Origin of the sequence: Nonomuraea sp. NPDC048901, from assembly GCF_040649695.1 — a bacterium.
Taxonomy (GTDB): Bacteria; Actinomycetota; Actinomycetes; order Streptosporangiales; family Streptosporangiaceae; genus Nonomuraea.
This window is the reverse complement of the sequence record NZ_JBEZFW010000005.1, coordinates 424,887-451,262: the sequence shown is the minus strand read 5'-3', so window position 1 is coordinate 451,262 and position 26,376 is coordinate 424,887. Positions and strand designations below refer to the sequence as shown.

Here is a 26,376-nt window from a genome sequence, read left to right as displayed (position 1 = left end):
ACATGGACTGGATCACGATCATCAGCACCACCGTCAAGTCCGCCATCGGCGTCGAGACGGTGCTCTACGCGCTCGCCGCGATCGGCATCAACATCCACTTCGGCTACACGGGCCTGCTCAACTTCGGGCAGGCGGCGTTCATGGGCGTCGCCGGTTACGGCCTGGCCGTCACGGTCACCGTCCTGGGTCTGCCCTTCTGGATCGGCATCGCGGTCGGCCTCATCGCCGCGGTGCTCCTGGCGCTGCTCCTGGGCGCGCCGACGCTGCGCCTGCGGGCCGACTACCTGGCCATCGTCACCATCGCGGCGGCCGAGATCGTCAGGCTCGTCTTCCGTTCGGTGGCGTTCAAGAGCGTGTTCGGCGGCTCCGACGGGCAGCGCGGCTTCTCCGACGGCTTCTACGCGCTCAACCCCTTCCCCGAGGGCGAGTACGGCATCGGCTGGTTCACCTTCAACCACCGGATCCTGTGGATCATGCTCGTCGGCTGGGTGCTGGTCGCCCTCTCCTGCGGCATCGTCTACCTGCTCATGCGCAGCCCGTGGGGCCGCGTGCTCAAGGCCATCCGCGAGGACGAGGACGCCGTACGCAGCCTCGGCAAGAACGTCTTCTCCTACAAGATGCAGTCGCTCATCCTCGGCGGCGTCATCGGCAGCCTGGGCGGCTTCGTGTACGGCCTGGCCTACGCCTCGGTGCAGCCCGACGTCTTCGGCACCGAGACCACCTTCTTCGCCTACACGATCGTGATCCTCGGTGGCGCGGCCCGCGTGCTCGGCCCCGTCGTCGGATCCATGATCTTCTGGGTGCTGCTGGTCCTGGTCAACGGTGTGCTCAGTGAAGCGGTTCAGGCGGGGTACATCCCCTTCATGACCTCGATCCAGGTCGGCCCGGTGCGCTACATCCTGGTTGGTCTCGGGTTGATCCTGTTGCTCATCTTCCGGCCACAGGGCATCTTCGGTGACAAGAGGGAGATAGCTTTCGATGTCCGCTAACCCGTCGTCCGCTGAAACAACCGCCGCAGGCACCATCTCCGAGCGCAAGGCCGCGGCTCTGGCCGCCTTCAAGGACCTGGCTCGCGATCCCGGCGTGCCCAAGCCCGACCCGATCCTCGTGGTCGACGGCGTCGTGCGCCGCTTCGGCGGTCTGACCGCCGTCGAGGTGGACCACGTCGAGATCCAGCGCGGCTCCATCACCGCCCTGATCGGCCCCAACGGCGCCGGCAAGACGACGTTCTTCAACCAGCTCACCGGCTTCGACGCCGCTGACGCCGGCAAGTGGACGTTCAACGGCAACAACATGAGCGGAGTGCCCGCCCACCGGGTGGCCCGCGCCGGCATGGTCCGTACCTTCCAGCTCACCAAGGCCCTGTCCAGGCTGACGGTGATGGAGAACATGCGGCTCGGCGCCCAGCAGCAGCGCGGCGAGAACTTCTGGCGGGCGCTGGTGCCCGGCTCCTGGCGGGCCCAGGAGGAGGCGATCACCGAGCAGGCCGAGGATCTGCTGACCAGGTTCAAGCTCGACGCCAAGCGCGAGGACTTCGCCGGATCGCTGTCCGGCGGCCAGCGCAAGTTGCTGGAGATGGCCCGCGCGCTCATGGTCAAGCCCGAGCTGGTCATGCTCGACGAGCCGATGGCGGGCGTCAACCCGGCGCTGACCCAGTCACTGCTCGGCCACGTCAAGGACCTGCGCGATCAGGGCATGACCGTGCTGTTCGTCGAACACGACATGGACATGGTCCGCGACATCAGCGACTGGGTGATCGTCATGGCCCAGGGCGCCATCATCGCCGAGGGGCCACCGGACACGATCATGTCCGACTCCCGCGTCATCGACGCCTACCTGGGCGCCCACCACGACGCGCCGCTGTCGGACAGCGAGCTCGAAGAGCAGCTGCACCAGGCGGAGGCGGCGCTGGAGGCCGAGATCGAAGAGGAGACGCAGAAGTGAACGCCGTCCCCGAGTCCGCACCGGGCTCCGAGCCCGAGTCGAAGGCGGCCGTCACCGACCGCGGCGCCCACCTGGCGGGTGCCGAGAACGCCGTGCTGCGGTGCGACGAGCTCATCGCCGGCTATCTGCCGGGCGTCAACATCCTCAACGGCTCCGACCTGTACGTCGGCGAGGGTGAGCTGATCGGCATCATCGGCCCCAACGGCGCCGGCAAGTCGACGCTGCTCAAGGCCATGTTCGGGCTCGTCAACATCCGCAGCGGCACGGTGGTGCTGAAGGGTGAGGACATCACGAACATGAAGGCGCACTCGCTGGTCTCCCGCGGGGTCGGCTACGTCCCGCAGACCAACAACGTCTTCCCCAGCCTCACCATCGAGGAGAACCTCGAGATGGGCGCCTTCCAGGTGCCCGGCAAGTTCAAGGAGCGCTTCGAGTTCGTCGCCGAGCTGTTTCCAGCGCTCAAGGAGCGGCGCAAGCAGCGGGCCGGCTCGCTGTCGGGCGGCGAGCGGCAGATGGTGGCGATGGCCAGGGCGCTCATGACCGAGCCGTCGGTGCTGCTGCTGGACGAGCCGTCGGCGGGCCTGTCGCCCATGCTGCAGGACCTGGTGTTCATCCAGGCCCAGCAGATCAACAAGGCGGGCGTGACGGTCATCATGGTCGAGCAGAACGCCCGGCGCTGCCTGCAGATCTGCCACCGCGGCTACGTGCTGGACCAGGGCCGCAACGCCTACACCGGCACCGGCCGCCAGCTGGCCAACGACCCCAAGGTGATCGAGCTGTACCTCGGCACCTTGGCCAAGGCCTAAAAGATCTCAAAACGGCGAAGGGGCTCCCCAGGGGCCCCTTCGCCGTTTTTAATGAGCGCTGTGAGACGAATTGCGACAATCGCGCTCCTGCTGCCCATCCTCGTCGCCTGTCAGAACGGCGCCGCCTCGGCCGGCAAGTACAGCACCGGCGGCGACCCCACCGACGACCCCTGCGCGCGCGTGGTCTCCGCGATCGGCTACGTCGGCCTCATGCTGAAGCCGAAGGGCCAGGAGAACACCCAGAACTTCGAGGACGCGCTGCTCGGCCGCCTCGCTGAGGCGCGCGGCATCACGCTGCAGTTCGGCCCGCGCCTGCCCGAGTCGCTGGGTACGGCCGTGCGCACGGTCGAGTCCACGACGGCGGGCCTGTCCAGGGCCGACGTTCCGCGTGAGCGGCAGGTGGCGCTGCTCGCCCAGTACCGGATCGCCGCCGACGAGATCGTGGCGGGCTGCGGCCAATAGGCCAATAGGCCGATAGCCGGGGAACGGCTCGCGGCGAACAGCCCTGGAACAGCCGAAAGGCCCGATCCAGCGGACCGGGCCTTTCAGGGTGTGCGGCGTACGGACTAGCCGGCGATGTTGCCGGTGCGGTACTCGAGCGCCTTGGTCGGGTACTTGTTGTCGGCGCCGTACTCGTAGATGCCGATCGTGGCGACCGCCGGGTCACCGGCCTCGTTGAACTCGACCGGACCGCTCACGCCGTCGTAGTCGATGTCCTTGCCGGCCTTGAGCAGGTCGACGCACGACTTGAAGTTGTTGCACTTCTCGCCGCCCTTGCTGACCTCGGCCAGCTTGGCGCCGATGTCGACACCCGCGTCGCTCTTGGCGGCCTCGGCGGCCAGCGCGATCAGGTTCATGGCGTCGTAGGACTCAGGCGCGTAGCTGAAGTCCTCCAGCTTGGGGTTGACCGCCATGAGCTTGGCCTTGAAGTCATCCGGAGCGGCGGCACCGGGGATCGTGCCCTTGACGCCCTTGAGCGTGTTCTTGGGCATCTTGGCGTAGTTGGTGTTGGAGGTGTTGCCGTCCACCATGTACCACTTGTGCTTGCTGGCCGGCAGACCCTGCTTGACCAGCTCCTGGATGACCTTGGCGGTCTCCTCGAAGCCGATCAGCACGATGGCCTTGGGGGCCTTCGCCTTGATCTTCGCGACGTCGGCGGAGAAGTCGGCGGCCTTCGGGTCGTAGTCCACGCGCTCGACGACCTCGGCGCCACCGTCGGTGACGGTCTTGGCCACCTGGTCGGCCAGGCCGGTGCCGTAGGAGTCCTGCATGGCCAGGATGCCGACCGTGTCGCTGCCGTCGGCGATGATCAGGTCGCCCAGCACGCGGCCCTGCAGCTTGTCCGGCGGAGCCGTACGGAAGTAGAGGCCGTTGTCCTTGATCGTGGTGAACTTGTCGGAGGTGTTGGCGGGCGAGAAGTGAACCACGCCGGCACCCGTGATCTTGTCGATCACCGACTCCGACACCGAGGAGGACGCGGCGCCGATGATGGCGTCGGCCTTCTGCGTGATCAGCTTGTCCACCGACTGCGAAGCGATGTTCGTGGTGGTGTCACCGGAGTCGGTGTCATATTTGGTCACCGGCTTGCCAAGCACGCCACCGGCTTCGTTGATCTCCTTGATCGCGGCGTCCACACCGGCGAACTCGGGCGGGCCGAGGAAGGCAAGCGAACCGGTCTGCGGCAGCAGCGTGCCAACAGTCAAGGTCCCGTCGCCCTTGGCAGCCGGGGCAGCCGCACTGGATGGCGCGGCCGAGGACGAGGCCGGCGCAGCGGTGTTACCGCCACCACCGCAGGCTGTCAGGGCCAGGCTCGTGGCAGCCACGACAGCCAGCGCCCGTCCCGCGGGAGCAATGCGGATCATGAAGTGTCTCCTTCATCTCCAGGCCGGGTGAGGTCAGCACCGCCGACGTTCCCGAATCGAATGACGGAAAGCTATAGAACGTAAGGCCAGTTCAACAGATGAAAGGGAGAACTGTCGGTACTTGGATGCGGAGTCGTAATCACTCCTCAACTTACGGGAGCCTGAGGATCACGCCTAATGTTCGACTGGTGAAGCGCACAGCGGCCTTCCTCGCCATGGCGATCCTGCCCATTGCTCTTCTGGCGGGCTGTGGTGCCCCTGAGGCGCCCGCCGCGCCCTCTGCCGACCCTCCCAAAGGGGTGTCGGTCTCGCTGGCCCAGTGGCGCTCTGACGAGCCTGTACACGCCATCGAAGTGGCCGTGACCAATGTGACGGACACACCGGTCTATTTCTCCGACGTTCAGCTTGTCACACCGTCGTTCAAGACACTGCCTCCCGAACGCGCCGACGCGCTCCTGAAGCGGACGCCTCGCACAGACCTGCGCATCCCGTACGGCGCGGCCAACTGCTCGCCCAAGGGGCTGCCGTCGCTGCAGCCGGCCACGGTCGTGGCCCACCTGCGCACCGGGTCCGAGCCGCTGCGCAGGGTGGTCTTCAAGGTGCCGCACCCGGACTCGCTGCTGACCCGGCTGCTGCGCGACGAGTGCTCCGCGTTCCTGATCACGGAGGCGGCCGACATCGAGTTCGGCGACGACTGGACGCAGGTCGGCAAGGTGATGCGCGGCAGTCTCGTCCTGACCCGCCGCAGCACCGGCGTGGTGGCCGTCCAGGACGTGGGCGGCACCACCCACTACATCGCCACCCCCGTCGAGAAGAGCAGGCCGCTGGCGACCCTGGACGCCGGGGCGCAGCGGGCGCGACTCGCCCTCGAGCTCACCCCCGGCCGCTGCGACCCGCACGCGTTCGCCGAGGGCAAGAAGGCGTTCCTGTTCCCCGTGCGGGCCACCATCGACGGCGGCGAGGAACGCGTGGTCATCGTCGTACCGCCCAAACCGCTCCAGGAACGGCTGACCGCCTACGCCCTCAAGACGTGCGGGCTGGGCGGCTGAGTCTCAGCCCGCGATCTTGCCGGTGCGGTATTCCAGCGCCTTCGTGGCGTCGTACTCGTTGTTCTCGCCGTACTGGTAGACGCCGATCGTCGCGACCGACGGGTCACCGGCGGCGTTGAACTCGACCGGGCCGCTCACGCCGTCGTAGTCGATGTCCTTGCCGGTCTTGAGCAGTTCGTCGCAGGACTTGAAGGTCTTGCACTTCTCGCCGCCCTCGCTCACCTCGGGCAGCTTGGCGGCGATCGACCGGCCGCTGTCGTCCTTGGCCGCCTCGGCGGCCAGCGCGATGAGGATCGTGGCGTCGTACGACTCCGCGGCGTAGGTGTAGCTGGTCAGCTTGGGATTGATCGCCAGCAGTTTCTTCCGGAAGTCGGTGGGCGCCGCGGCGCCGGGGATGGTGCCCTTGACGCCCGCCAGCGTGCCCTTGGGCATCTTCAGGTAGTTGCTGTTGGACATGTTGCCGTCGACCATGTACCACTTGACCTTGTCGGCCGTCAGACCCTGCTTGACGAGCTCCGCCACCACCTTGGCGCTCTCCTCGAAGCCGATCAGCACGACCGCCTTCGGGTTCGCCGCCTTGATCTTGGCCACGTCGGCGGAGAAGTCGGCGGCCTTCGGGTCGTAGTCCACCCGCTGCACCACCGAGGCCCCGGCGTCCTGCGCGGTCTTCGTGACCTGGTCGGCCAGGCCCGAGCCGTAGGAGTCCTGCATGGCCAGGATGCCGATCGTGTCGTTGCCGTCGGCCACGATCAGATCGCCCAGTACCCGGCCCTGCAGCTTGTCCGGCGGCGCCGTACGGAAGTACAGGCCGTTGTCCTTGATCGTGGTGAACTTGTCGGAGGTGTTGGCCGGCGAGAACTGGACCACCCCAGCACCCGTGATCTTGTCGATCACCGACTCCGACACCGAGCTCGACGCGGCGCCGATGATGGCGTCGGCCTTCTGCGCGAGCAGCTTGTCCACCGACTGCGAGGCGATGTTCGTCGTCGTGTCGCCCGAGTCCGTATCGATCTTGACAACCGGCTTGCCGAGCACCCCGCCCGCGTCGTTGATCTCCTTCACGGCGGCGTCGACCCCCGCGAACTCGGGCGGCCCGAGGAAGGCCAGCGACCCCGTCTGCGGCAGCAGGGTGCCGATCGTCAACGTGCCGTCGCCCTTGGCCTCGGCTGCGGCCGAGGTCGGAGCGGCCGACGTCGCGCCCTTGGCTCCCGTGTCACCGCCACCGCCACAGGCCGTCAATGCCAGGCTCGAGACCGCCGCGGCCGCCAGCAGGCGTTTGCGCATCATGTGACTCCCCCTCTGTGTCAGCGAAGGGAACGATCTACCTCGCCGCGTTTCCCAAGCTCAGCATGCACGCCTGGGGAGGAGGCGTGGAGTTCTGACAGCCTTTTTATACCCATTTGTAATGTCTTAGTCAGTGGAGATGGTCCGTGATCCTCGATTCGGGGCCGTCCGCTGCGGAGGGCGTTCGTAATGTCTCTGTCAGTCGCCGCGGGACCGTCGTTGCGGGAGGCGTTCGCGACGTCCCCGTCAGTCGCGGACGGCCCCGATCCGAGGATCGGGGCCGTCGTCGCTGCGGGAGGCGTCAGCCGGAGATGTCGCCCTTGCGATATTCGAGCGCCTTGGCGGCGTTGTACTTGTTGTCGGCGCCGTACTGATAGACCCCGATCGTCGCGACGGATGGATCGCCCGCGTCGTTGAAGTCGACCGGCCCGCTCACGCCGTCGTAGTCGATGTCCTTGCCCGCCTTGAGCAGCTCGTCGCAGGACTTGAAGTCCTTGCACTTCTCGCCGCCCTTGCTGACGTCCACGAGCTTGGCCGCGATGGCCGCGCCCGTGTCGTCCTTGGCCGCCTCGGCGGCCAGCGCGATGAGGTTCGCCGCGTCGTACGACTCCGCGGCGTAGGTGTAGTTGGTCAGCTTCGGATCGGTGGTCAGGAGCCGCTTCTGGAACGCCTCGGGCGCCGCCGCGCCGGGAATGGTGCCCTTGACGCCCGCCAGCGTGCCCTTTGGCATCTTCAGGTAGTTGGTGTTCGACATGTTGCCGTCGACCATGTACCACTTGTGCTTGTCGGCCGTGAGGCCCTGTTTGACCAGCTCCGCGACGACCTTGGCGCTCTCCTCGAAGCCGATGAGCACGATGCCCTTCGGGTTCGCCGCCTTGATCTTCGCCACGTCGGCGGAGAAGTCGGCGGCTTTCGGGTCGTAGTCCACCCGCTCGACCACCTTGGCGCCCCCCGCCTCGGCGATCTGCGCGACCTGGTCGGCCAGGCCGGTGCCGTAGGCGTCCTGCATGGCCAGGATGCCGACCGTGTCGTTTCCGTCGGACACGATCAGATCGCCCAGCACCCGGCCCTGCAGCTTGTCCGGCGGCGCCGTACGGAAGTAGAACCCGTTGTCCTTGATCGTGGTGAACTCGTCGGAGGTGTTGGCCGGCGAGAACTGCACCACGCCCGCCCGAGTGATCTTGTCGATGATCATCTTCGACACCCCACTCGCCGCGGCGCCGATGATGGCGTCCGCCTTCTGCGCGAGCAGTTTGTCCACCGCCTGCGAGGCGATGTTCGTGGTGGTGTCGCCCGAGTCCGTGTGGATCTTCTTCACCGGCTTGCCGAGCACCCCGCCGGCGTCGTTGATCTCCTTGACGGCCAGGTCGACGCCGGCGTACTCGGGCGGGCCGAGATAGGCCAGCGAACCCGTCTGCGGCAGCACCGAGCCGATGGTCAAGGTGCCGTCGCCCTTGGCCCCACTCCCTGTCGCCTGCGCGGTGGCCGTGCCCGAGGAGGTCGGCGCGGTGGTGGTGCCCCCAGTGGTGGTGCCCCCGGTGGAACAGGCCGCCAGTGCCATGGCCGCTGCGGTGGCGACGGCCATGGCCCGGGAAATGCGGATCATCGAAGCGTCTCCGTCCAGGTGAGCGGATCTTCTGTCCGCCCATCAGCATGCGACCGGGACGCCTCAGGCGAAGGAAACCGAGGCCGGTTGGATGCCCACTCGTAATCGCGCCACAACCCGAGGGGACAAATCCGGTGATATACGGCCCCTCAGGCGCGCTCCGCCGTGTCATCTATAACGATCTGGGCAACCTCGCGCATGCTCAGCCGGCGATCCATCGACGCCTTCTGGATCCACCGGAACGCCTGCGGCTCGCTCCAGCCGTGCGCGGACATCAGCTGCCCCTTCGCCCGCTCCACCAGCTTCCTGGTCTCCAGCCTGTCGGACAGGCTCGACACCTCGGCGGCCAGCGCCACCATCTCCTCGTGCCTGCTGACCGCCATCTCGATCGCGGGCACCAGATCGGCCTTGGTGAACGGCTTGACCAGATAGGCCATGGCCCCCGCGTCCCTGGCCCGCTCGACCAGGTCACGCTGGGAGAAGGCGGTCAAGATGAGGCACGGAGCGATCCGCTCCGCCACGATCCGCTCGGCCGCCGAGATGCCGTCGAGGACGGGCATCTTGACGTCGAGAATCACCAGGTCCGGCCTCAGCTCGGTGGCCAGCTGGATCGCCCGCTCGCCGTCACCGGCCTCGCCCGCGACGATGTAACCGTCTTCCTCGAGCATCTCCTTGAGATCGAGGCGGATCAGGGCCTCGTCTTCCGCGATCACCACTCGCCGCTGCGTACTCACGAGCAAGAGAGTACCGATGTCCGCTAGATTAGAGCGACGCCGGTGGTGGGTGGCTGCGAGTTTCGGCTACCCTTTCGCCGTGCGATAAGGACGGATCCGGATATTTCCGGATCCTCGCCTCGGTATCCCAATTGGCAGAGGAAGCGGATTCAAAACCCGCACAGTGTGGGTTCGAGTCCCACCCGGGGCACTTCGATCAGTCGCCCGGCCACTTCGGCCGGGCGCTGTTCCTTGTCTGGGCACCGTTTCCAGGACGGGTGCAATCTCCGGGACAGGTGCTGTCGCCGGAACAGGCGTCTGCTTTCGGAACGGGCACTGTCGCCGGGACAGGCGCTGTTTCGGGACGGGCCGTGGGGCCTCGTGTTCGAGTCCTCAGGACCGCGAGGACGTTGCCGCGAGGGCTGGGTCGGCCAGGGAGAGCCGAGCGACGAGCCGTTCCCCATGCCGGAGGCGTCCGCCGTGATGACCTTCGACGGGGCGCGGTCCTGACCTCGGCCGACATTTCAGACGCGCGGCCACCAACCCCGACGATGCGCTTTGGCGTGCCCACCAGGCTGGCGGCGCACTTTGGTGTGCCCACCAGGCTGGCGGTGCGCTTCAGCCCGCCGACCAGCCTGACGAGCCGTCTTGGCCACCGGCCAACTCGACGAGCCGATTCAGCTCGCCGACCAGCCCGGCGAGCGGCCGAGTAGCGCCACCACCCGGTCCAGAGCCGGGGCGTCGTCCGCCACCGGCACCCCCGCCACGAACGCCCTGCCCTGCCCACGCGTCTCCGGTGTGTCGGGCACCTTGGCCGCCACCGGCAGCGCGGCCTCGGCCAGATCCTCGTCCACGTTCGCGGGGACGCCCAGCGCCTTGGCGAAATCCCAGTCGTGGACCACGCAGTCGACGAAGTGAAACCCGATCGCCATGTGCGCGGGGAAGGGACCTCCGTCGCGGATCTCCGGCAGGTAGAACCCCCGATCAAGTACGCCGTCCGCGGCGAAGGCGTCCATCACCGCCCGCGCCGACGCCGCGTACTCCTCCACCGGGTCGTCACCCACCGTACTCGGCTCCCACCTCGCCAGATCGGACCGCGCACCGGAGGCGGCGAAGGCGAAGCCGTGGTTCTGCACGATCTGGTGGGCGAGCAGGTCGCGCACCGCCCAGCCGGCGCACGGGGTCGGCCGGTCCAGGTCGCCCGGCTTGATGGTCGCCACCAGGTCGACGGTCGCCTGCACAGACCGGCGGTTGAGCTCAATGATGTCTACCAAGGCACTGTCCCGTCATCGTCGAAGAATCCGCCCGTCGGCCCGTCGGGGCCGAGGGTGGCCAATCTGACGATAACGGCCGCTCCGTCGGCCGCTGTGCGGGTGATGGGCAGCCCGAGGTCCTTGGTGAAGTCCGTGGCACAGGCTCCGGGCGCTGCGGCGTTGACCAAGATGCCGTCTGCACGCAGCTCCTTGGCGTACTGGATCGTCAACGCGTTGAGCGCCGTCTTGGACGGCGGATACACCGCCGACGCCGGAATTCCCGACATGTAGTGATCCGAGGTCGTGTGATGGCTCAGGGAGCCCACGCCGCTGGAGACGTTCACGATGCGGGCGGCGGGCGCGCGCCTGAGCAGGGGCAGGAACACGTTCGTCACCATGAGCACGCCGACGACGTTCGTCTCGAACACCTGGCGCACCAGCTCGGGCCGGGTGGTGCTGGGTGCCTCGCCTGCGTGGTGGCCGGAGATGCCGGCGTTGTTCACGAGTACGTCCAGACGGCCATAGCGGTCGGCGACGTGGGCGGCGGCTGCCTGGATAGTGGCGGCGTCGGTGACGTCGAGCACGATCGGATGGATGTCGACGCCAACGGCCCTGTCCACTCCGCCGAACCCTGATCTGTCCGCTTCCCCGGATCCTGGCCCTTCCGCTCCCCCGGGGTCTAGCTGATCCATGGTGGCGGAGTCTGGCGTGTCCATGTCTGTGGCGGTCGCGCGTAGCCTGGCGGCTGCCGCCTCACCTCGGCGTGCGTCGCGGGCAGCCAGCAGCACCGTCATGCCCCTGGCGGCCAACTGGGCGGCGACCTCGAAACCTATGCCCTTGTTCGCCCCGGTCACCAGGGCGATCTTCGATGTGGTCATTCCCCGAGCACACCACCGTCGATCGTGGACCGGCCAACACCAGCTGGGTCAGGATCGATACCCTGCGGGTATGGAGACGCGTGAGCTGGCCTACTTCGCCGCCGTCGCCGATGAGCTGCACTTCGGCCGAGCGGCCGCGCGGCTGGGGATCGCGCAGCCGCCGCTGTCGAGGGCGATCCAGAAGCTCGAACGGCGGCTCGGGGTGACCCTCTTCGACCGCTCGGGCCGCAGGGTGGCGCTCACCCCGGCGGGCGAGGTACTGGCCAGGGAGGCCGCCAAGGCCCTGGACGCGGTGGCGGCGGCCGAACACCGTACTCGCAGGGCGGGGCGGACCGAGCCGCGGCTCGTGGTGGCCCTGAAGCCGGGCGGCGACGGCGCGCTGCTCCCGGACATCCTGGCCGCCTACCAGTCGTGCCCGGACGCCCTGCCGGTGGAGGTGGTGCTGTGCGGGGTGGCCGAGCGGGCCCGGCTGTTGCGTGACGGTACGGCGGACGTGGCGTTCCTGCACCACCCTTGGGAGGACATGACGGGGTTCGACACGGAGCCGCTGCTGGTGGAGGGCGGTGTGGCCGTCGTACCTGCCCGGCACCCGTTGGCCGGACGGCCGTTCGTCCACCTCGCCGACCTGGACGCCGACCCGACCCCGCGCTGGCCCGATCCCCGCACTCCCAATCCTGGCGCCTCCGGACGGCATGCCTCCGGGCCGCACGTCTCCGGGCCGCACGTCCCCGGGCCGCAGGTCTCTGGACGGCAGGTCGCGTCCAAGTCGCTGGGCGGGTCCGAGCCGCATGTCGCGGCCGGGCTGCGGGCGGGCGATGCCGCTCAGATCATGCAGTTGGTCGCCCTCGGCAGGCTGATCGCCGTCGTCCCCGAATCGGCCAAGGAGCAGGTACGGCGCGATCTGGTCTGCATACCGGTCGTGGACGCCGCCCCCACCACGGTCGTCCTGGCCTGGCCCGAGCAGACCCGCTCCCCCGCCCTGGCCGCCTTCGTCCGCACCGCCGCGGACATCGCGAACATCGGCGCGACTGCGGGTGTCGCAGCCGGGGACGTCGCCGGTATGGACGTGGCGGGTGCGGACGTGGCGGGTGTCGCAGGTGCAGGGGTTGCGGATACGGACGTCGCGACTGCCGCCGTCGCGGCCGGAGACATGGCACGCCGGCCCGCGACTGAGCCAGGTGACCGGGTGATCAACCATGGGCGCGCGTGACTCGTGGAATGCCGTCCGGTGGACCGCGAGGTGATGACACGGACGACTCCGGGCTCTGGGGTCGGACCGGATGACGATAGTTTGTGCCAGTGACAGCTATCGATCCCACCGTGACCGGCGCGTACGCCATCGGGCTCGCAACCATCGCCGCTGACGGCACCGTACTTGACACCTGGTTCCCCGCTCCTCAGCTGGGCGACCCGCCCGTTACGGGCACCGAGCGGCTCTCCGCCGAGGAGGCCGGCGAGCTGGCCTCGCTGGTGGGTCCCGACCCGGCCAGGGGCGTCGAGGTGGTGGCCGTGCGCACCGGCATCGCCAAGCTCTCCGAGCCGCCGGCGGACACCCACGACGCCTACCTCAGGCTCCACCTGCTCTCCAGCCGCCTGGTCCAGCCGCATGGGCTGAGTCTCGACAACCTGTTCTCCTTGCTGGCGAACGTCGTGTGGACCAACTTCGGGCCGTGTCCGGTGGAGGGGTTCGAGCAGACCCGGCTGCGGTTGCGGGCCCGGGGAGCGGTGTCGGTGTATGGGGTGGACAAGTTCCCGCGGATGGTCGACTACGTGCTGCCGGCGGGTGTCCGGATCGCCGACGCCGACCGAGTACGCCTCGGCGCGCACCTGGCCACCGGCACCACGGTGATGCACGAGGGCTTCGTGAACTTCAACGCGGGCACGCTGGGCGCCTCGATGGTCGAGGGCCGCATCTCGGCGGGCGTGATCGTCGGCGACGGCTCCGACGTGGGCGGCGGCTCCTCGATCATGGGTACGCTCTCGGGCGGCGGCAAGGAGGTCATCTCCATCGGCGAACGCTGCCTGCTGGGCGCGAACGCGGGCATCGGCATCTCGCTGGGCGACGACTGCGTGGTGGAGGCGGGCCTCTACGTCACGGCCGGCACCAAGGTCGCCCTCCCGGACGGCCGCGTCGTCAAGGCCAAGTCACTGTCCGGCACGAACGGCCTCCTGTTCCGCCGCAACTCCCAAACCGGCGCCGTGGAAGCCGCCCCTCGCGCCGGCGGTCCCGTCGAGCTCAACGCCTCGCTCCACGCCAACTGACTCTGCGAGATCCACAAGCTCAAGATCTGTTACGGCCGGCCAGCCCGGTGGGGCACCACAACCGCCACACGTGGCCGGCACCTGGCCTCGTGATTCCACAAGGGGCCCCCGCGAGAGGTTTCCGCGAGGGGCCTCCACGAGAGGTTTCCGCAGGGAGCTCCGCGAGGGATTTCCGTGAAGGGCCTCCGTGAGGGGTTGCCGTGAAGGGCACCCACGATGGGCCTCCGCGACGACGCCCGAGCCGCCCTCGTCGAGCTCACCGACCACACGCCCTTCCCGACTGCTCCCGCCATCGACATGCCCGGCTGGCTCGGCCGGCTCGGCTTCCGCGCCTGCCGCGCGCACAGCTGCTCCCCACGCGTCGCGGGCAGCCCGCATCTTGAACGAGGACTTGTGCCGGCGCGGGGCGACCTTCGCCACGTCTGTGACATGTACGGCCTGACCATAAATGGAGCGCTTCGTCACCCCACCACCCTCCGCCATCCAGCCGTGGGTCGGCAGGAGTCGTGCAATCGGGATGTAAGAAACCCTTCCATCGGACCACATGCTTCTGAACGACGTGCTCCCGACCGAAGGAACCGGCTTGCCCAACCCACACGAGCGCTTCACCGTGCTCTACAACACCTACCAAGCGCGGGTGTACGGCTATGCGGCCAGCCGAGCCGGACACCAGCTCGCCGAGGAAGTGGTCAGCGAGACCTTCCTGGTCGCCTGGCGGCGTCTCGACGACATCCCGGATCAAGCACAGCTGCAATGGCTCTTCCGCGTCGCCCGCAACATCCTGCGCGACAACTTCCGGCAGGCCGCTCGAAGGGAATCTCTGGAGGCCGAGCTGAGAACGTGGATCAAAGAGGCCGTCGCCGACGTGGGCGAACACGCCACCGAGCGGCTTGCCGTGCTCCGCGCGCTGGCCACCCTGTCCGACGACGACAAAGAGATCCTGACCCTGACCACCTGGCATGGGCTGACAACCAGCGAAGCGGCCGAGGTGCTGGGCTGTACCAAGGCGGCCTTCTTCGTCCGATTACATCGAGCGCGCCGGCGACTGCAATCGGCGATCGACGCCACAGACACCATCACCAACCAAAAGCCGGTGATCGTTCCAGGGGGAGAACTCCGATGAGCCGCAAGCCCGACGCGATGTATCTCCTCACCATGGCGCGCCCTGCTTCGCTGGACCGCGGATCGCGCATCTCCACCGATGACATCCTGATCAAGGCGGCCGCCGAGACACCGGGAGAGCCCAATCGCAGGCCGCCGCACCCGAGACGGCACCTCTTGACCGCCCTTCGACTCACCGCCGTCGCGACGGCCTTCGCGGTCGCAGCCGTCCTCCTTGTGCGAAGCGCGAATGTCGAGCGCGCCGTGCCTTCCCCAGAGCCCGCCCGTACCGTGCTGCTGGCCGCTGCGGAACGGGTCGAGGCCGAGAACCCGGCAACCGGCCGATACTGGCACACAACCGGCCAGAGCATGGCCGTTGGGGAAGGAGGCGAAGCGCCTGTCGGCATGGAACGCAAACTGGTCCGTTACCAAGTCACGTGCACCCATGAGGTCTGGATAGCGAAGTCAGATCGGGATCCCAGCTGGCTCGTGGTCACCGCCCAATCGGGCAAGCCGCTCACCAAGACTGACGAGGAGACCTGGCGCCAGCAGGGCGCGTACAGAATCGGCGGTTGCGAAGGGGTCGGCGTTCCGAGTGTGGGCGGCACACTGCCCGCACCGCCGTTCGCCATGCGACTCGACGACAAGCGCGCTCCTGAAGTTTCCTATCCCCAGGCGGGAGCCACACACGTCACCACCAAGGAGGTCATGAACCTACCCACCGATGTGATGAAGCTCAGGAAAGTGCTTCAGGAGTGGGCTCGGAGAGGTGGCTATCCAGCCGACGAGGAGTCCCTGTACGCGCAGACCACCAGCCTGCTCTCCCAGCTTCCGACCGCTCCCGCCCAACGGGCCGCGCTCTACCGCCTGCTGGCGGGCCTTTCGAGGGTGAAGAACATCGGGGCGACCACCGACCCGATCGGACGCGCCGGGACGGGGATCGAGCTGTCAGGCAGCGGACGACAGATCATCATCGACGAAACCTCCGGTCGGCTGCTGGCCGCGCAAGAACGATCCACCGACGGAGCGGGGGCACTGACCTCATGGACCGCACTGACCGCGTCCGGCTGGACAGAAGCAAGACCAGCACTTCCCAGCACGATCCTGTTCAACGGTCGATGAGGATGAAGCCGGCGACCGGCTGAGTGCCGTGATGTGCGCGCCGTCCGGTCGGCCATGGCTTTCGTGTGGCGTGGCGCGCCCACACTCGGCCTGCCCGTCCCCACCCACCAACCGTGCCCCACCCGCCAGCCGTGACCCACCATCCACCGGCACCGCACTGCCCACGGAGACGACCAAGAATGCGCACGTTACGGCGGCGAGCCGGGGAAGCGGAGGAGCGTTCCCCTGGAGGGCCGTCAGCCGACCATCCAGGGTGGGTCCTCCCGTGCTTGCCGTAAAAAATAGATCTGAAAGGTTTTGCCGGAACTTAGCTGTGGGAGACCGCCGAGCCGATGGTGTGGACGCGGAGGGCGTTGGTGGAGCCCGGCGTGCCGGGAGGGGAGCCGGCCACGATGACCACCTTGTCGCCCTTCTCCAGGCGGCCCAGCGTCAGCAGTGACGCCTCCACCTGACGCACCATGTCGTCCGTGTGGTGGACGAACGGCACATGGAACGTCTCCACGCCCCACGTCAGCGACAGCTGCCCCCGCACGTGCGGGGCCGAGGTGAAGGCCAGCAGCGGGATCGGCGAGCGGTAGCGGGCCAGGCGGCGGGCCGTCTCCCCCGACATCGTGAACGCGATCAGCGCCTTCGCGCCGACGATCGCGCCGACCTCGGCGGCGGCGCGGGCGATGGCGCCGCCCGTCGTCTCCGGCAGGCGCTCCAGGGAGTGGGTGGCGTGCAGCGAGTGCTCCTCCGCCGCCCGCGCGATGCGGTCCATGGTGGAGACCGACTCGATGGGATAGTTGCCCACCGAGGTCTCGCCCGAGAGCATGACCGCGTCGGCGCCGTCCATGACCGCGTAGGCGACGTCGGACGCCTCGGCGCGGGTGGGGCGGGGCGCGCTCATCATCGAGTCGAGCATCTGGGTGGCGACGATGACCGGGCGGGCCTTTTCACGGCAGAGCTCGATGATGCGCCGCTGGACGATCGGCACCTGCTCCAGGGGCAGCTCGACACCGAGGTCACCACGGGCGACCATGATGCCGTCGAACGCCTCGACGATCTCGGGCAGGCGGTCGACCGCCTGCGGCTTCTCGATCTTGGCGAGCAGCGGGAGGCGGACGGCCTCCTGCTCCATGATGTTGCGCACCACGTCGGCGTCGGACGGGCGGCGGACGAAGGACAGGGCGATCATGTCGAAGCCGGTGCGCAGCGCCCAGCGCAGGTCGGCCTCGTCCTTGTCGGTGAGCGCGGGCGCGCTGACGTTGATGCCCGGCAGGTTGAGGCCCTTGTTGTCGGAGATCATGCCGCCGATGACGACGCGCGTGATGACGCGGTCGCCATCGACGCTGGTGGCCTCCAGGACGAGGCGGCCGTCGTCGACCAGGATGGTGTCACCGGGGCGTACGTCGCCCGGCAGGCCCTTGTAGGTCGTGGAGACCTGCTCGCGGTCTCCCGGCACGTCTTCGGTGGTGATCGTGAAGACGTCGCCGAAGCCGAGCCGGACCGGGCCTTCCTCGAACCTGCCGACACGGATCTTGGGGCCCTGCAGGTCGGCGAGCACGCCTACACCGCGGCCGAGGTCGGCCGCCACCTCTCTGACCCGGTCGTAGACCTCACGGTGCATGTCATGGTCGCCATGACTGAGGTTGAACCGGGCCACGTCCATGCCGGCGGCGATCAGCTCGCGCAGGCGTTCAGGAGAGGACGTGGCGGGACCTAGAGTGCAGACTATTTTCGCGCGACGAGTCACGAGTCCTACCTTAATTGGTACAGACCACTTGGCTGTCATTGACGACGCAGAACGTACCCGGCGTAGGAGAACAACACGAGAATGGCGACCCCCAGACGGGCCAAGTTCGCGTATTCCTCGGGGTAGATCACGCCTTCGATGTAGTGGTCGATGAAGCCGGTGGGCGGGAGGCCCTGGAGTCCGGCGTTGCGGCGCCCCCAATCCTCCACCACCGTGAGCGGGCATTCGACGCCGGTGGCCAGCGAGATCAGGCCCCAAGTCGTGACCGCGAGATGGACCCAGATCGTGCGCCGCCAGCGCCATGCGACATACCCGCCCACGGCCATGTAGGCCAGGAAGGCGAAGTGCACCACCATCGCGGTGTCCGCGATGAGGCGATACATCATGCTCTGACGGTAGCGCCATTCCAGGACATCATGGTGGCGTGGCGGTTGCGGCCTTCCGGGGAGATCATCGTGCGACGGTCGCGGCCTTCCAGGCGTCGACGATGCCGCGGCCGTAGAAGCCGTTCTTGGATTTGCCGCCCTCGCAGGTCTGCTTGTCGCTCTCGCCGGCGCTCTCGTAGGTGTACGTACGCGGCGACGGGCACGCCTTGCGATCGGCGGTCTTGTACAGGAGCTTCTCAACGGTGGCTGGAGAGAGCGCCAGACCACCCTTGCCGGGCTTGCCGAAGCGGCTGATCAGGATCGCGGCGACGCCGGTCGCGTGCGGGGCCGCCATCGAGGTGCCGTCCAGATACTGGTAGTAGGAGCAAGGGCTGCTGCTGCAGTCACGGACGACCGCGGAGGTCTTCGGCTTGCCCGACTTGTCCAGCAGGCCGGTACGACGCAGCACAGCCTCGGGGGCGGCCGCCAGGATCGACCTGGTGGTCGAGGCGCCCTTGCCCTCCGTCACGTCGCCGCCGGGCGCGGACAGGTCTGCCTGCTCGATCCCGTAGTCGCTGTAGCTGGCCTTGCGGCCGGAGGGGCCCACCGCGGCGACCGAGATGACGCCCTTGGACTCGGCCGGCACGTTGATGCAGGAGTTGTCGACCTTGCGGGTCTTCTCGCTGCCGCGCGGGTAGCCGGGACTGGACGTGTCGACCTTGGGCCTGCCGAGGTCGGTGGAGCCGTTGCCGAGCGCGGAGATGAGCGTGACGCCCTTCTTACGCGCGTAGTCGAGTGCCCGCTGCATGCCGGTGATGATCGCGCGCTGCTGCAGCTGCTGCTTCTTGCTGTCGGCCTTGTTGTGGGCGCAGTTGAACAGCCACGGGTCGACGTAGTAGCTCATGTTCACCACGTCCACGCCGATGTCGGCGGCGTAGGTGAGCGCGTCGAGGCTGGGCTTGAGGAAGAAGAACCCGGAGTCCTGCCCCGCCCTGATGTTGACGAGCTGCACGCCCGGCGCCACGCCCGCGATGCCGATGTGGTTCAGCGGCGAGCCGATCGTGCTGGCCACGTGGGTGCCGTGGCCCTCGTCGTCCTGGTCGACCGGGTCCTTGCAGCTCGACACCTCGCAGGGGCCGTCGAGCGTGTCGCCGTTCTCGTCGTTCGGCTTGTCGGTGACGAAGTTGCGGCTGAGGGCGCGGTTGAAGTTCGGGGCGATGTCGGGGTGCTTGCCGTCGATGCCGGTGTCGATGACGCCGACGAGCACCTTCTTGCTGCCGGGCACCTTCTTGTTGGCGCGGTCGGCGCCGATCATCCTCATGTCCCACTGACGGGGCGCGAGGGGCTCGCCCGCCCTGGTCGTGAGGGCCGACGCGTCGGGGAACGCCCGCGGCTCCAGCGCACCCCGAGCACCGGATGCGAGCGTGCCCCCAGCCGTCGTGCTCAGGGCACCGGACGCGAGCGCGGCCGTCGAGCCTTGGGCGCGAGGGGTGAGCCCTGGCGCGAAGCCGATCTCGCGGTCGGTCGTGACGCCGACGACGGCCTGGTCCGCGCCGAGGGCGTCGACGAACGCGTCGCCGCCGCCCTTGGCCACGACGTAGCCGAGCTTGGTGTCGGTGCTGACGAGGCGGCCACCGGCGCGCTCGACGGCGGAGAGCGCCGCTCCCGCCCGGCCGTCGGCATAGAAGACGAGGTACTCCTGGTCCGGCCCCGCTTTGGGCGCCGCAGGGGTCGCGCAGGCCGCCAGCGAACCGGCCACAGCCAAGGCCATCAGGCCGGCGGCGAATCGCCTCATACTTCCCCCATCCACGGCGTCACACAGAAACTGCATCTTCCCGACCCCAGTCCCGCGATGCAACTTTGTCGTAAAATTTCGGACTTTAGAGGGCAAAACGGGATCAGGTTGTCCAGCCCTGGTCATGCAAAAGGGCGGCCCTGGTCAAGAGTACGCACGTCACGGCGGCCAGCCCGGGAACCGGAGGAGCGTTCCCCTGGATGGAGCCCAGCCCCGTGCAGAGGGTGGGGCTGGCCACTGCCGGCCGTAAAGAAAAACAAAGCGCCCGCCCGGGGGGACCGGGCGGGCGCCTCGAAACAGCAAGGCCGTCAGACGAGTGGACCGTCAGACGAGCAGACGGTCAGCGCGTCAAACCAGATCGCGGCCGTCGGACCAGCAGACACGTCACGGGCATCAAACCAGCGGACGAGCGGTGGGCAGGATCGGGTACGGCAGCGAGGTGTCGCCGGACAGGAACCGGTCCACGCCCGAGGCGGCCGCGCGGCCCTCGGCGATCGCCCAGACGATGAGCGACTGCCCGCGACCCATGTCGCCCGCCACGAAGACCCCGTCCACCTTGGACATGTACGACTTGTCGCGGGAGACGTTCCCACGCGCGTCGTAGAACCCGTCCCCACCGACGTCAGCGAGGTCCTGGAGCAGGGCACCCTTCTCCGGGCCGAGGAAGCCCATCGAGAGCGTGACCAGCTCGGCCGGGATCTCCCGCTCGGTGCCGGGGATCGGCTTGAAGCCGTTCTGCGGGCCCTCGACCTCGACCAGCCGCAACGCGCGGATGTTTCCGGCGTCGTCGCCGACGAACTCCGTCGTCGAGACCGCGTACACCCGCGCGCCCCCGCCCTCCGCGAGCTCCTCGTGCGCGCTCTCCATCTTGAACAGGATGGGGAACGTCGGCCACGGCTGGCTGCCGGGCCGCGCGGCGGGTGGCTGCGGCATGATCTCCAGCTGGGTGACCGACTTGGCCCCCTGCCTGATCGCCGTGCCGATGCAGTCGGCTCCGGTGTCGCCGCCGCCGATGACCACGACGTGCTTGTCCTTGGCCGAGATGGGGGGCTCGCTGAGGTCGCCCTCCTGCACCTTGTTCGACAGGGGCAGGTATTCCATCGCCTGGTGGACGCCACCGAGCTCGCGCCCGGTCACCGGCAGGTCGCGCCACAGGGTGGCACCGCCCGCCAGCACCACCGCGTCGAACTCCGCGCGCAGCTGGGCCGCCGTGACGTCGACGCCGACGTTCACGCCGGTGCGGAACTCGGTGCCCTCGGCCCGCATCTGGTCCAGACGCCGCTCGATGTGGCGCTTCTCCATCTTGAACTCGGGGATGCCGTACCGCAGCAGGCCGCCGATACGGTCCGCGCGCTCGAACACCACCACGTCGTGGCCCGCCCGGGTGAGCTGCTGGGCTGCGGCCAGCCCGGCGGGACCCGAGCCGACGACCGCGACCTTCTTGCCCGTCTTCACCGGCGGGGGCTGCGGGGTCACCCAGCCCTCGGCGAACGCGCGGTCGATGATCTCGACCTCGACCCGCTTGATCGCCACCGGGTCGGAGTTGATGCCGAGCACGCACGCCGCCTCGCACGGAGCCGGGCAGAGCCTGCCGGTGAACTCCGGGAAGTTGTTCGTGGCGTGCAGCCGCTCGATCGCCTCCCGCCAGTCGGTGCGGTGGACCAGGTCGTTCCACTCGGGGATGAGGTTCCCGAGCGGGCAGCCGTTGTGGCAGAACGGGATGCCGCAGTCCATGCAACGTGATGCCTGCTTGATCAGCTTGTCCTGGGAGAAGTCCTGATAGACCTCCCGCCAGTCGCCGATGCGGACGTCGATGGGGCGGCGCGCGGGCAGCTCCCGGTCGTGCGTGAGAAAACCCTTGGGGTCAGCCATCGGTTACGCCTCCCTTAACCCTTGACCGCGGCGGCCATGACCGCCTCGTCGATGTCCCTGCCTTCGATGCGAGCCGCCTCGGCCGCCTCCATGACCCGCTTGTAGTCGGTCGGCATGATCTTGCCGAACCGGGCGAGCGCCGCGTGCCAGTCGGCCAGCAGTTCCTTGGCGACCGGGGAGCCGGTCTCCGCGAAGTGCTTCTCGACCGTCTCGCGCAGGAACTCGCCGTCCTCCTCGGTGAGCTCCTCGATGGCGACCATCTCGCGGTTGACCCGCCCGAGGTTGAGGTCGAGCAGGTAGGCGACGCCGCCGGACATGCCGGCCGCGAAGTTGCGCCCGGTCGGGCCGAGGACGACCGCCTTGCCGCCGGTCATGTACTCGCAGCCGTGGTCGCCGACGCCTTCGACGACCGCGGTGGCGCCGGAGTTGCGGACGCAGAAGCGCTCGCCGACGACGCCGCGGATGAACGCCTCCCCGGACGTGGCGCCGTAGAGGGCGACGTTGCCGGAGATGATGTGACCGTCGAGCGGGGCCTCCTCGTGCGGCCGCAGGGTGATGCGCCCGCCCGACAGGCCCTTGCCCAGGTAGTCGTTGGCGTCACCGGTCAGCCGCAGCGTGATGCCGCGCGGCAGGAACGCGCCGAACGAGTTGCCCGCCGAGCCGGTGAAACCGATGTCGATCGTGTTCTCCGGCAGGCCGGCGCCACCGTAACGCTTGGTGACCTGGTAGCCGAGCATGGTGCCGACGGTCCTGTTCACGTTGCGGATCGGCAGCTCCAGCGTGACCGGGGTGCCGTTGTTCAGGGCGCCCTCGGCCAGCTGGATCAGCGTGTTGTCGAGCGCGTGCTGCAGCCCGTGGTCCTGCTCGACCGTGCGGCGCAGCGGGGTCCCCGCGGGCAACTCCGGCTGGTGCAGGATCGGCGACAGGTCGAGGCCGTTGGCCTTCCAGTGGTCCTCGGCGGCCGTCATGTCGAGCAGCTCGACGTGCCCGATCGCCTCGTCGAGCGAGCGGAAGCCCAGCTCGGCGAGGTATTCGCGGATCTCCTCGGCGATGAACTCGAAGAAGTTCACCACGAACTCGGGCTTGCCGGTGAAGCGCTTGCGCAGCTCGGGGTTCTGCGTGGCCACGCCCACCGGGCAGGTGTCGAGGTGGCAGACCCGCATCATCACGCAGCCGGACACGACCAGCGGAGCGGTGGCGAAGCCGTACTCCTCCGCGCCGAGCAGCGCGGCGATGACCACGTCGCGGCCGGTCTTGAGCTGGCCGTCCACCTGCACCACGATGCGGTCGCGCAGCCCGTTGAGCAGCAGTGTCTGCTGCGTCTCGGCCAGGCCGAGCTCCCACGGCGCGCCCGCGTGCTTGAGCGAGGTGAGCGGCGAGGCGCCGGTGCCGCCGTCGTGCCCGGAGATGAGCACCACGTCGGCGTGCGCCTTGGACACGCCCGCCGCGACCGTGCCGACCCCGACCTCGGCCACGAGCTTGACGTGCACGCGCGACTCGGGGTTGGAGTTCTTCAGGTCGTGGATGAGCTGGGCGAGGTCCTCGATCGAGTAGATGTCGTGGTGCGGCGGCGGCGAGATGAGGCCGACGCCGGGCGTGGAGTGCCGGGTCTTGGCGATCCACGGGTAGACCTTGTGGCCGGGCAGCTGGCCGCCCTCACCGGGCTTGGCGCCCTGGGCCATCTTGATCTGCAGGTCCGCCGCGTTGACCAGGTATTCGCTCGTCACGCCGAACCGGCCCGACGCCACCTGCTTGATGGCGCTGCGCCGCGTCGCGTCGTACAGGCGCTCCGGGTCCTCGCCGCCCTCGCCGGTGTTGGACTTGCCGCCCAGCTGGTTCATCGCGATGGCGAGCGTCTCGTGCGCCTCCATCGAGATCGAGCCGTACGACATGGCGCCGGTGGAGAACCGCTTGACGATCTCGGAGACCGGCTCGACCTCGTCGATCGGGATCGGGGTCCGGCCCGCCTTCAGCTTGAACAGCCCGCGCAGCGTCATGAGCCGCTCGGCCTGGGAGTCCACCATGCCGGTGTACTCCTTGAAGATCTCGTAGCGGCGCGTGCGGGTGGCATGCTGCAGCTTGAAGACCGTCTCGGGGTTGAACAGGTGCGGCTCGCCCTCGCGCCGCCACTGGTACTCGCCGCCGATCTGGAGCCCGCGGTGCGCGTTCGCCACCCTCGGGTAGGCGTGCGCGTGCCTGCGGGCGGCCTCTTCGGCCAGCACGTCGAAGCCGACGCCGCCGAGCCGCGAGGTGGTGCCGGTGAAGCAGGCGTCGATGACCTCCTGGCTCAGGCCGAGCGCCTCGAAGATCTGCGCGCCGGTGTAGGAGGCCACGGTGGAGACGCCCATCTTCGACATCACCTTGATGACGCCCTTGCCGTAGGCCTTGATCAGGTTCCGTACGGCCTTGTGCTTGTCGATCTGGAGCGCACCGGTGTCGACCAGGTCCTCGACGGTCTCGATGGCCAGGTACGGGTTGACCGCGCCCGCGCCGTAGCCGATGAGCAGCGCCATGTGGTGGCACTCCCGCGCCTCACCGGTCTCGACGACGAGACCGATCTTGGTGCGGGTCTTCTCCTGGATCAGGTGGTGGTGGACCGCCCCGGTCAGCAGCAGCGCCGGGATCGGCGCCAGCGTGTCGGACGAGCCGCGGTCCGACAGCACGATGATGCGCGCGCCGTTGGCGATCGCCTGCGACGCCTCGGCGCGGATCTCCTCCAGGCGGTGCAGCAGCGCCGCGCCACCGCCCGACACCTCATAGAGGCCGGAGATCACGTGCGGGTGGAAGCCTGGCAGGTCGTGCTCGTCGTTGATATGGATGATCTTGGCGATCTCATCGTTGTCGATCACCGGGTACGGCAGGACCAGCTGACGGCAGGAGGAGGGCCCGGGGTCGAGCAGGTTGCCCTCCGGCCCGAGCACGCTGGCCAGCGAGGTCACCAGCTCCTCGCGGATGGCGTCCAGCGGCGGGTTCGTGACCTGCGCGAACAGCTGGGTGAAGTAGTCGAACAGCAGCCTGGGCTTCTCGCTGAGCACCGCGACAGGCGTGTCGGTGCCCATGGAGCCGATCGGCTCGGCGCCGGTCCTGGCCATCGGCGACAGGATGATCCGCAGCTCTTCCCCGGTGTAACCGAAGGTCTGCTGCCGCTTGACGAGCGCCTCGTGCGTGGGGATCTCCCGCTGCCGGGCCGGCAGCTCCTCGAAGCGGACCAGGCCGGCGTGCAGCCAGTCCTCGTACGGCAGCGCGGCCGCGAGCTCGGCCTTGATCTCGTCGTCCTCGATGATCTTGCCACGGGCGGTGTCGATGAGGAACATCCGGCCGGGCTGCAGGCGGCCCTTGCGCACCACGTCTTCGGGCTTGAAGTCGAGCACGCCCGCCTCGGATGCCAGCACGACCAGCCCGTCGGCGGTCACCCAGAATCGGCCCGGGCGCAGGCCGTTGCGGTCGAGCACGGCTCCGGCCAGCGTGCCGTCGGTGAAGGTGATCGACGCGGGGCCGTCCCACGCCTCCATCATCGAGGAGTGGAACTCGTAGAAGGCCCGCCGCGCGGGGTCCATCTCGGTGTGGTTCTCCCACGCCTCGGGGATCATCATCAGGACGGCGTGGGGCAGGCTCCGGCCGCCGATGTGGAGCAGCTCCAGAGCCTCGTCGAAGGATGCGGTGTCGCTGCCGTCTGGATCGCAGATCGGGAAAAGTCGCGACATGTCGCCCGGTATCTGGGCGGATTCGAGCATCGCCTCGCGGGCCCGCATCCAGTTGCGGTTGCCCTTGACCGTGTTGATCTCGCCGTTGTGGGCGATGTAACGGTAGGGGTGGGCCAGCGGCCAGCTCGGGAAGGTGTTGGTGGAGAAGCGCGAGTGCACCAGCGCGATCGCGGTCTCGTAGCGCTCGTCCGACAGGTCGGGGAAGAACGGCTCGACCTGGTCGGGGGTGAGCATGCCCTTGTACACGATCGTACGGGCGCTCAGCGAGGGGAAGTAGACGTCCACCTCGTGCTCGGCCCGCTTGCGCAGGCAGAACGCCAGCCGGTCCAGCGCCAGCCCCGACTCTCCGTTGGGGCTCGCCACGAACAGCTGCGTGAAGTGCGGCATGACGGCTCTGGCGCTCGGTCCGGGCAGCGCCCGGTCGACCGGCACCTCGCGCCAGCCCAGGACGTTCAGGCCTTCCTCGGCGGCGATCTCCTCGATCATGCGGAAGGCGATGTCGCGCGCCTCACCGTCGAACGGCAGGAAGGCCATGCCGACGGCGTAGTGGCCGGGCTCGGGCAGCGCGAAACTCACGTTCGTACGGAAGAAAGTGTCCGGGATCTGGGTGAGGATCCCGGCTCCGTCGCCTGTGTCAGGCTCGCTACCCTTGGCCCCCCGGTGATCGAGATTGCACAGCGCCGTCAGCGCCTTCACCACGATCCCGTGCCCGCGGCGCCCGGCGACGTCGGCCACCATGGCGACTCCGCAGGCATCATGCTCGTTGGCGGGGTGGTAGAGGCCCTGGGGCTCGGGGAACCCGAGGTGGGCAGCAGGCATTGAATCCCTCCCGTCGTCATCGTCTGTCAAGAACTGCTCTACAGGCGGGGACGACGTTGGCCCTGCTGCGTGTGCGTAGAGGTTACAACACCCTGCCGGAATAGTTCCCGCCTGGTCCACATCGCGAACATTGGCGACAATCCCGACATACGAGCTGCTATGTCCCAAACACCGGACTGGAGGCCCGGAATTCCCTCGATAGGGTT

20 protein-coding genes and 1 tRNA gene are annotated in these 26,376 nt (G+C 68.4%); 10 read left to right on the top strand and 11 right to left on the bottom strand.

Going from position 1 to position 26,376, the window contains the following annotated elements; genetic code table 11:
* Positions 1–2 precede the first annotated feature (2 nt).
* From AB0C30_RS19700 to AB0C30_RS19685, 4 genes are read left to right on the top strand one after another with little or no spacing between them, the layout of a single operon-like run.
* Entirely contained in the window at positions 3–989 is a 987-nt protein-coding gene (locus AB0C30_RS19700; RefSeq protein WP_357945587.1) for a branched-chain amino acid ABC transporter permease, read from the top strand.
* Positions 979–1,944, top strand: coding sequence for an ABC transporter ATP-binding protein (locus tag AB0C30_RS19695; protein WP_357945584.1), 966 nt, complete (start codon positions 979–981; stop codon positions 1,942–1,944). Before AB0C30_RS19700 ends, AB0C30_RS19695 begins: the two co-directional genes overlap by 11 nt.
* A complete protein-coding gene (locus tag AB0C30_RS19690; protein WP_357945581.1) occupies positions 1,941–2,750 on the top strand; it encodes an ABC transporter ATP-binding protein in 810 nt (269 codons plus the stop codon). Before AB0C30_RS19695 ends, AB0C30_RS19690 begins: the two co-directional genes overlap by 4 nt.
* A gap of 60 nt (positions 2,751–2,810) precedes the next feature.
* A complete protein-coding gene (locus AB0C30_RS19685; RefSeq protein ID WP_357945579.1) occupies positions 2,811–3,212 on the top strand; it encodes a hypothetical protein in 402 nt (133 codons plus the stop codon).
* 104 nt (positions 3,213–3,316) lie between these two features.
* On the opposite strand, the gene AB0C30_RS19680 is transcribed toward AB0C30_RS19685, so the two are convergent.
* Positions 3,317–4,612 (bottom strand): ABC transporter substrate-binding protein, encoded by a 1,296-nt coding sequence (locus AB0C30_RS19680; protein WP_357945577.1) that lies wholly within the window; start codon positions 4,610–4,612, stop codon positions 3,317–3,319.
* A gap of 188 nt (positions 4,613–4,800) precedes the next feature.
* Between AB0C30_RS19680 and AB0C30_RS19675 the strand changes: the two genes are divergently transcribed.
* Complete coding sequence (locus tag AB0C30_RS19675) at positions 4,801–5,661, top strand: hypothetical protein (RefSeq protein ID WP_357945574.1); 861 nt, start codon at positions 4,801–4,803, stop codon at positions 5,659–5,661.
* A 3-nt stretch (positions 5,662–5,664) separates the two neighbouring features.
* Here AB0C30_RS19675 and AB0C30_RS19670 read toward each other — a convergent pair whose 3' ends face one another.
* The 3 genes from AB0C30_RS19670 to AB0C30_RS19660 all read right to left on the bottom strand — a co-directional run bounded on the left by AB0C30_RS19670 (position 5,665) and on the right by AB0C30_RS19660 (position 9,285).
* A complete protein-coding gene (locus AB0C30_RS19670) occupies positions 5,665–6,948 on the bottom strand; it encodes an ABC transporter substrate-binding protein (RefSeq protein ID WP_357945572.1) in 1,284 nt (427 codons plus the stop codon).
* A gap of 298 nt (positions 6,949–7,246) precedes the next feature.
* On the bottom strand, positions 7,247–8,551 hold the full coding sequence (locus AB0C30_RS19665) for an ABC transporter substrate-binding protein (protein WP_357945569.1): 1,305 nt from the start codon (positions 8,549–8,551) through the stop codon (positions 7,247–7,249).
* A gap of 149 nt (positions 8,552–8,700) precedes the next feature.
* Positions 8,701–9,285, bottom strand: a complete 585-nt coding sequence (locus AB0C30_RS19660) for a response regulator (RefSeq protein ID WP_357945566.1) — start codon at positions 9,283–9,285, stop codon at positions 8,701–8,703.
* Positions 9,286–9,401: 116 nt separating this feature from the next.
* Between AB0C30_RS19660 and AB0C30_RS19655 the strand changes: the two genes are divergently transcribed.
* Positions 9,402–9,475 (top strand) — tRNA-Leu (locus tag AB0C30_RS19655).
* Between the two features lie 466 nt (positions 9,476–9,941).
* Here AB0C30_RS19655 and AB0C30_RS19650 read toward each other — a convergent pair.
* Both AB0C30_RS19650 and AB0C30_RS19645 read right to left on the bottom strand, forming a co-directional pair.
* A complete protein-coding gene (locus tag AB0C30_RS19650) occupies positions 9,942–10,538 on the bottom strand; it encodes a TIGR03086 family metal-binding protein (RefSeq protein ID WP_357945563.1) in 597 nt (198 codons plus the stop codon).
* A complete protein-coding gene (locus AB0C30_RS19645) occupies positions 10,532–11,395 on the bottom strand; it encodes an SDR family NAD(P)-dependent oxidoreductase (protein WP_357945560.1) in 864 nt (287 codons plus the stop codon). Before AB0C30_RS19645 ends, AB0C30_RS19650 begins: the two co-directional genes overlap by 7 nt.
* Positions 11,396–11,465: 70 nt before the next feature.
* Here AB0C30_RS19645 and AB0C30_RS19640 point away from each other — a divergent pair, with 70 nt between their 5' ends.
* From AB0C30_RS19640 to AB0C30_RS19625, 4 genes are all read left to right on the top strand, one after another.
* Positions 11,466–12,605 (top strand): LysR family transcriptional regulator, encoded by a 1,140-nt coding sequence (locus AB0C30_RS19640; protein ID WP_357945558.1) that lies wholly within the window; start codon positions 11,466–11,468, stop codon positions 12,603–12,605.
* Positions 12,606–12,694: 89 nt separating this feature from the next.
* Positions 12,695–13,657, top strand: coding sequence for a 2,3,4,5-tetrahydropyridine-2,6-dicarboxylate N-succinyltransferase (gene dapD / locus AB0C30_RS19635; RefSeq protein ID WP_357945556.1), 963 nt, complete (start codon positions 12,695–12,697; stop codon positions 13,655–13,657).
* A 544-nt stretch (positions 13,658–14,201) separates the two neighbouring features.
* Positions 14,202–14,780, top strand: coding sequence for a sigma-70 family RNA polymerase sigma factor (locus AB0C30_RS19630; RefSeq protein ID WP_357945553.1), 579 nt, complete (start codon positions 14,202–14,204; stop codon positions 14,778–14,780).
* The gene (locus AB0C30_RS19625; protein WP_357945550.1) at positions 14,777–15,880 is read left to right on the top strand and encodes a CU044_5270 family protein; all 1,104 of its coding nucleotides are present in this window, start codon (positions 14,777–14,779) and stop codon (positions 15,878–15,880) included. The genes AB0C30_RS19630 and AB0C30_RS19625 overlap by 4 nt, the downstream gene beginning before the upstream one ends.
* 307 nt (positions 15,881–16,187) lie before the next feature.
* Here the strand turns inward: AB0C30_RS19625 and pyk are convergent, their stop codons facing one another.
* From pyk to gltB, 5 genes are all read right to left on the bottom strand, one after another.
* Positions 16,188–17,615: a pyruvate kinase gene (gene pyk / locus AB0C30_RS19620; protein WP_357945547.1), complete on the bottom strand. Its 1,428-nt coding sequence runs from the start codon at positions 17,613–17,615 to the stop codon at positions 16,188–16,190.
* 35 nt (positions 17,616–17,650) lie between these two features.
* Positions 17,651–18,001: a DUF2784 domain-containing protein gene (locus tag AB0C30_RS19615; RefSeq protein WP_357945545.1), complete on the bottom strand. Its 351-nt coding sequence runs from the start codon at positions 17,999–18,001 to the stop codon at positions 17,651–17,653.
* 64 nt (positions 18,002–18,065) lie between these two features.
* Complete coding sequence (locus tag AB0C30_RS19610; RefSeq protein WP_357945543.1) at positions 18,066–19,775, bottom strand: S8 family serine peptidase; 1,710 nt, start codon at positions 19,773–19,775, stop codon at positions 18,066–18,068.
* A 393-nt stretch (positions 19,776–20,168) separates the two neighbouring features.
* Positions 20,169–21,647: a glutamate synthase subunit beta gene (locus AB0C30_RS19605; protein WP_357945540.1), complete on the bottom strand. Its 1,479-nt coding sequence runs from the start codon at positions 21,645–21,647 to the stop codon at positions 20,169–20,171.
* A 14-nt stretch (positions 21,648–21,661) separates the two neighbouring features.
* A complete protein-coding gene (gltB, locus tag AB0C30_RS19600; RefSeq protein ID WP_357945538.1) occupies positions 21,662–26,170 on the bottom strand; it encodes a glutamate synthase large subunit in 4,509 nt (1,502 codons plus the stop codon).
* Positions 26,171–26,376 lie beyond the last annotated feature (206 nt).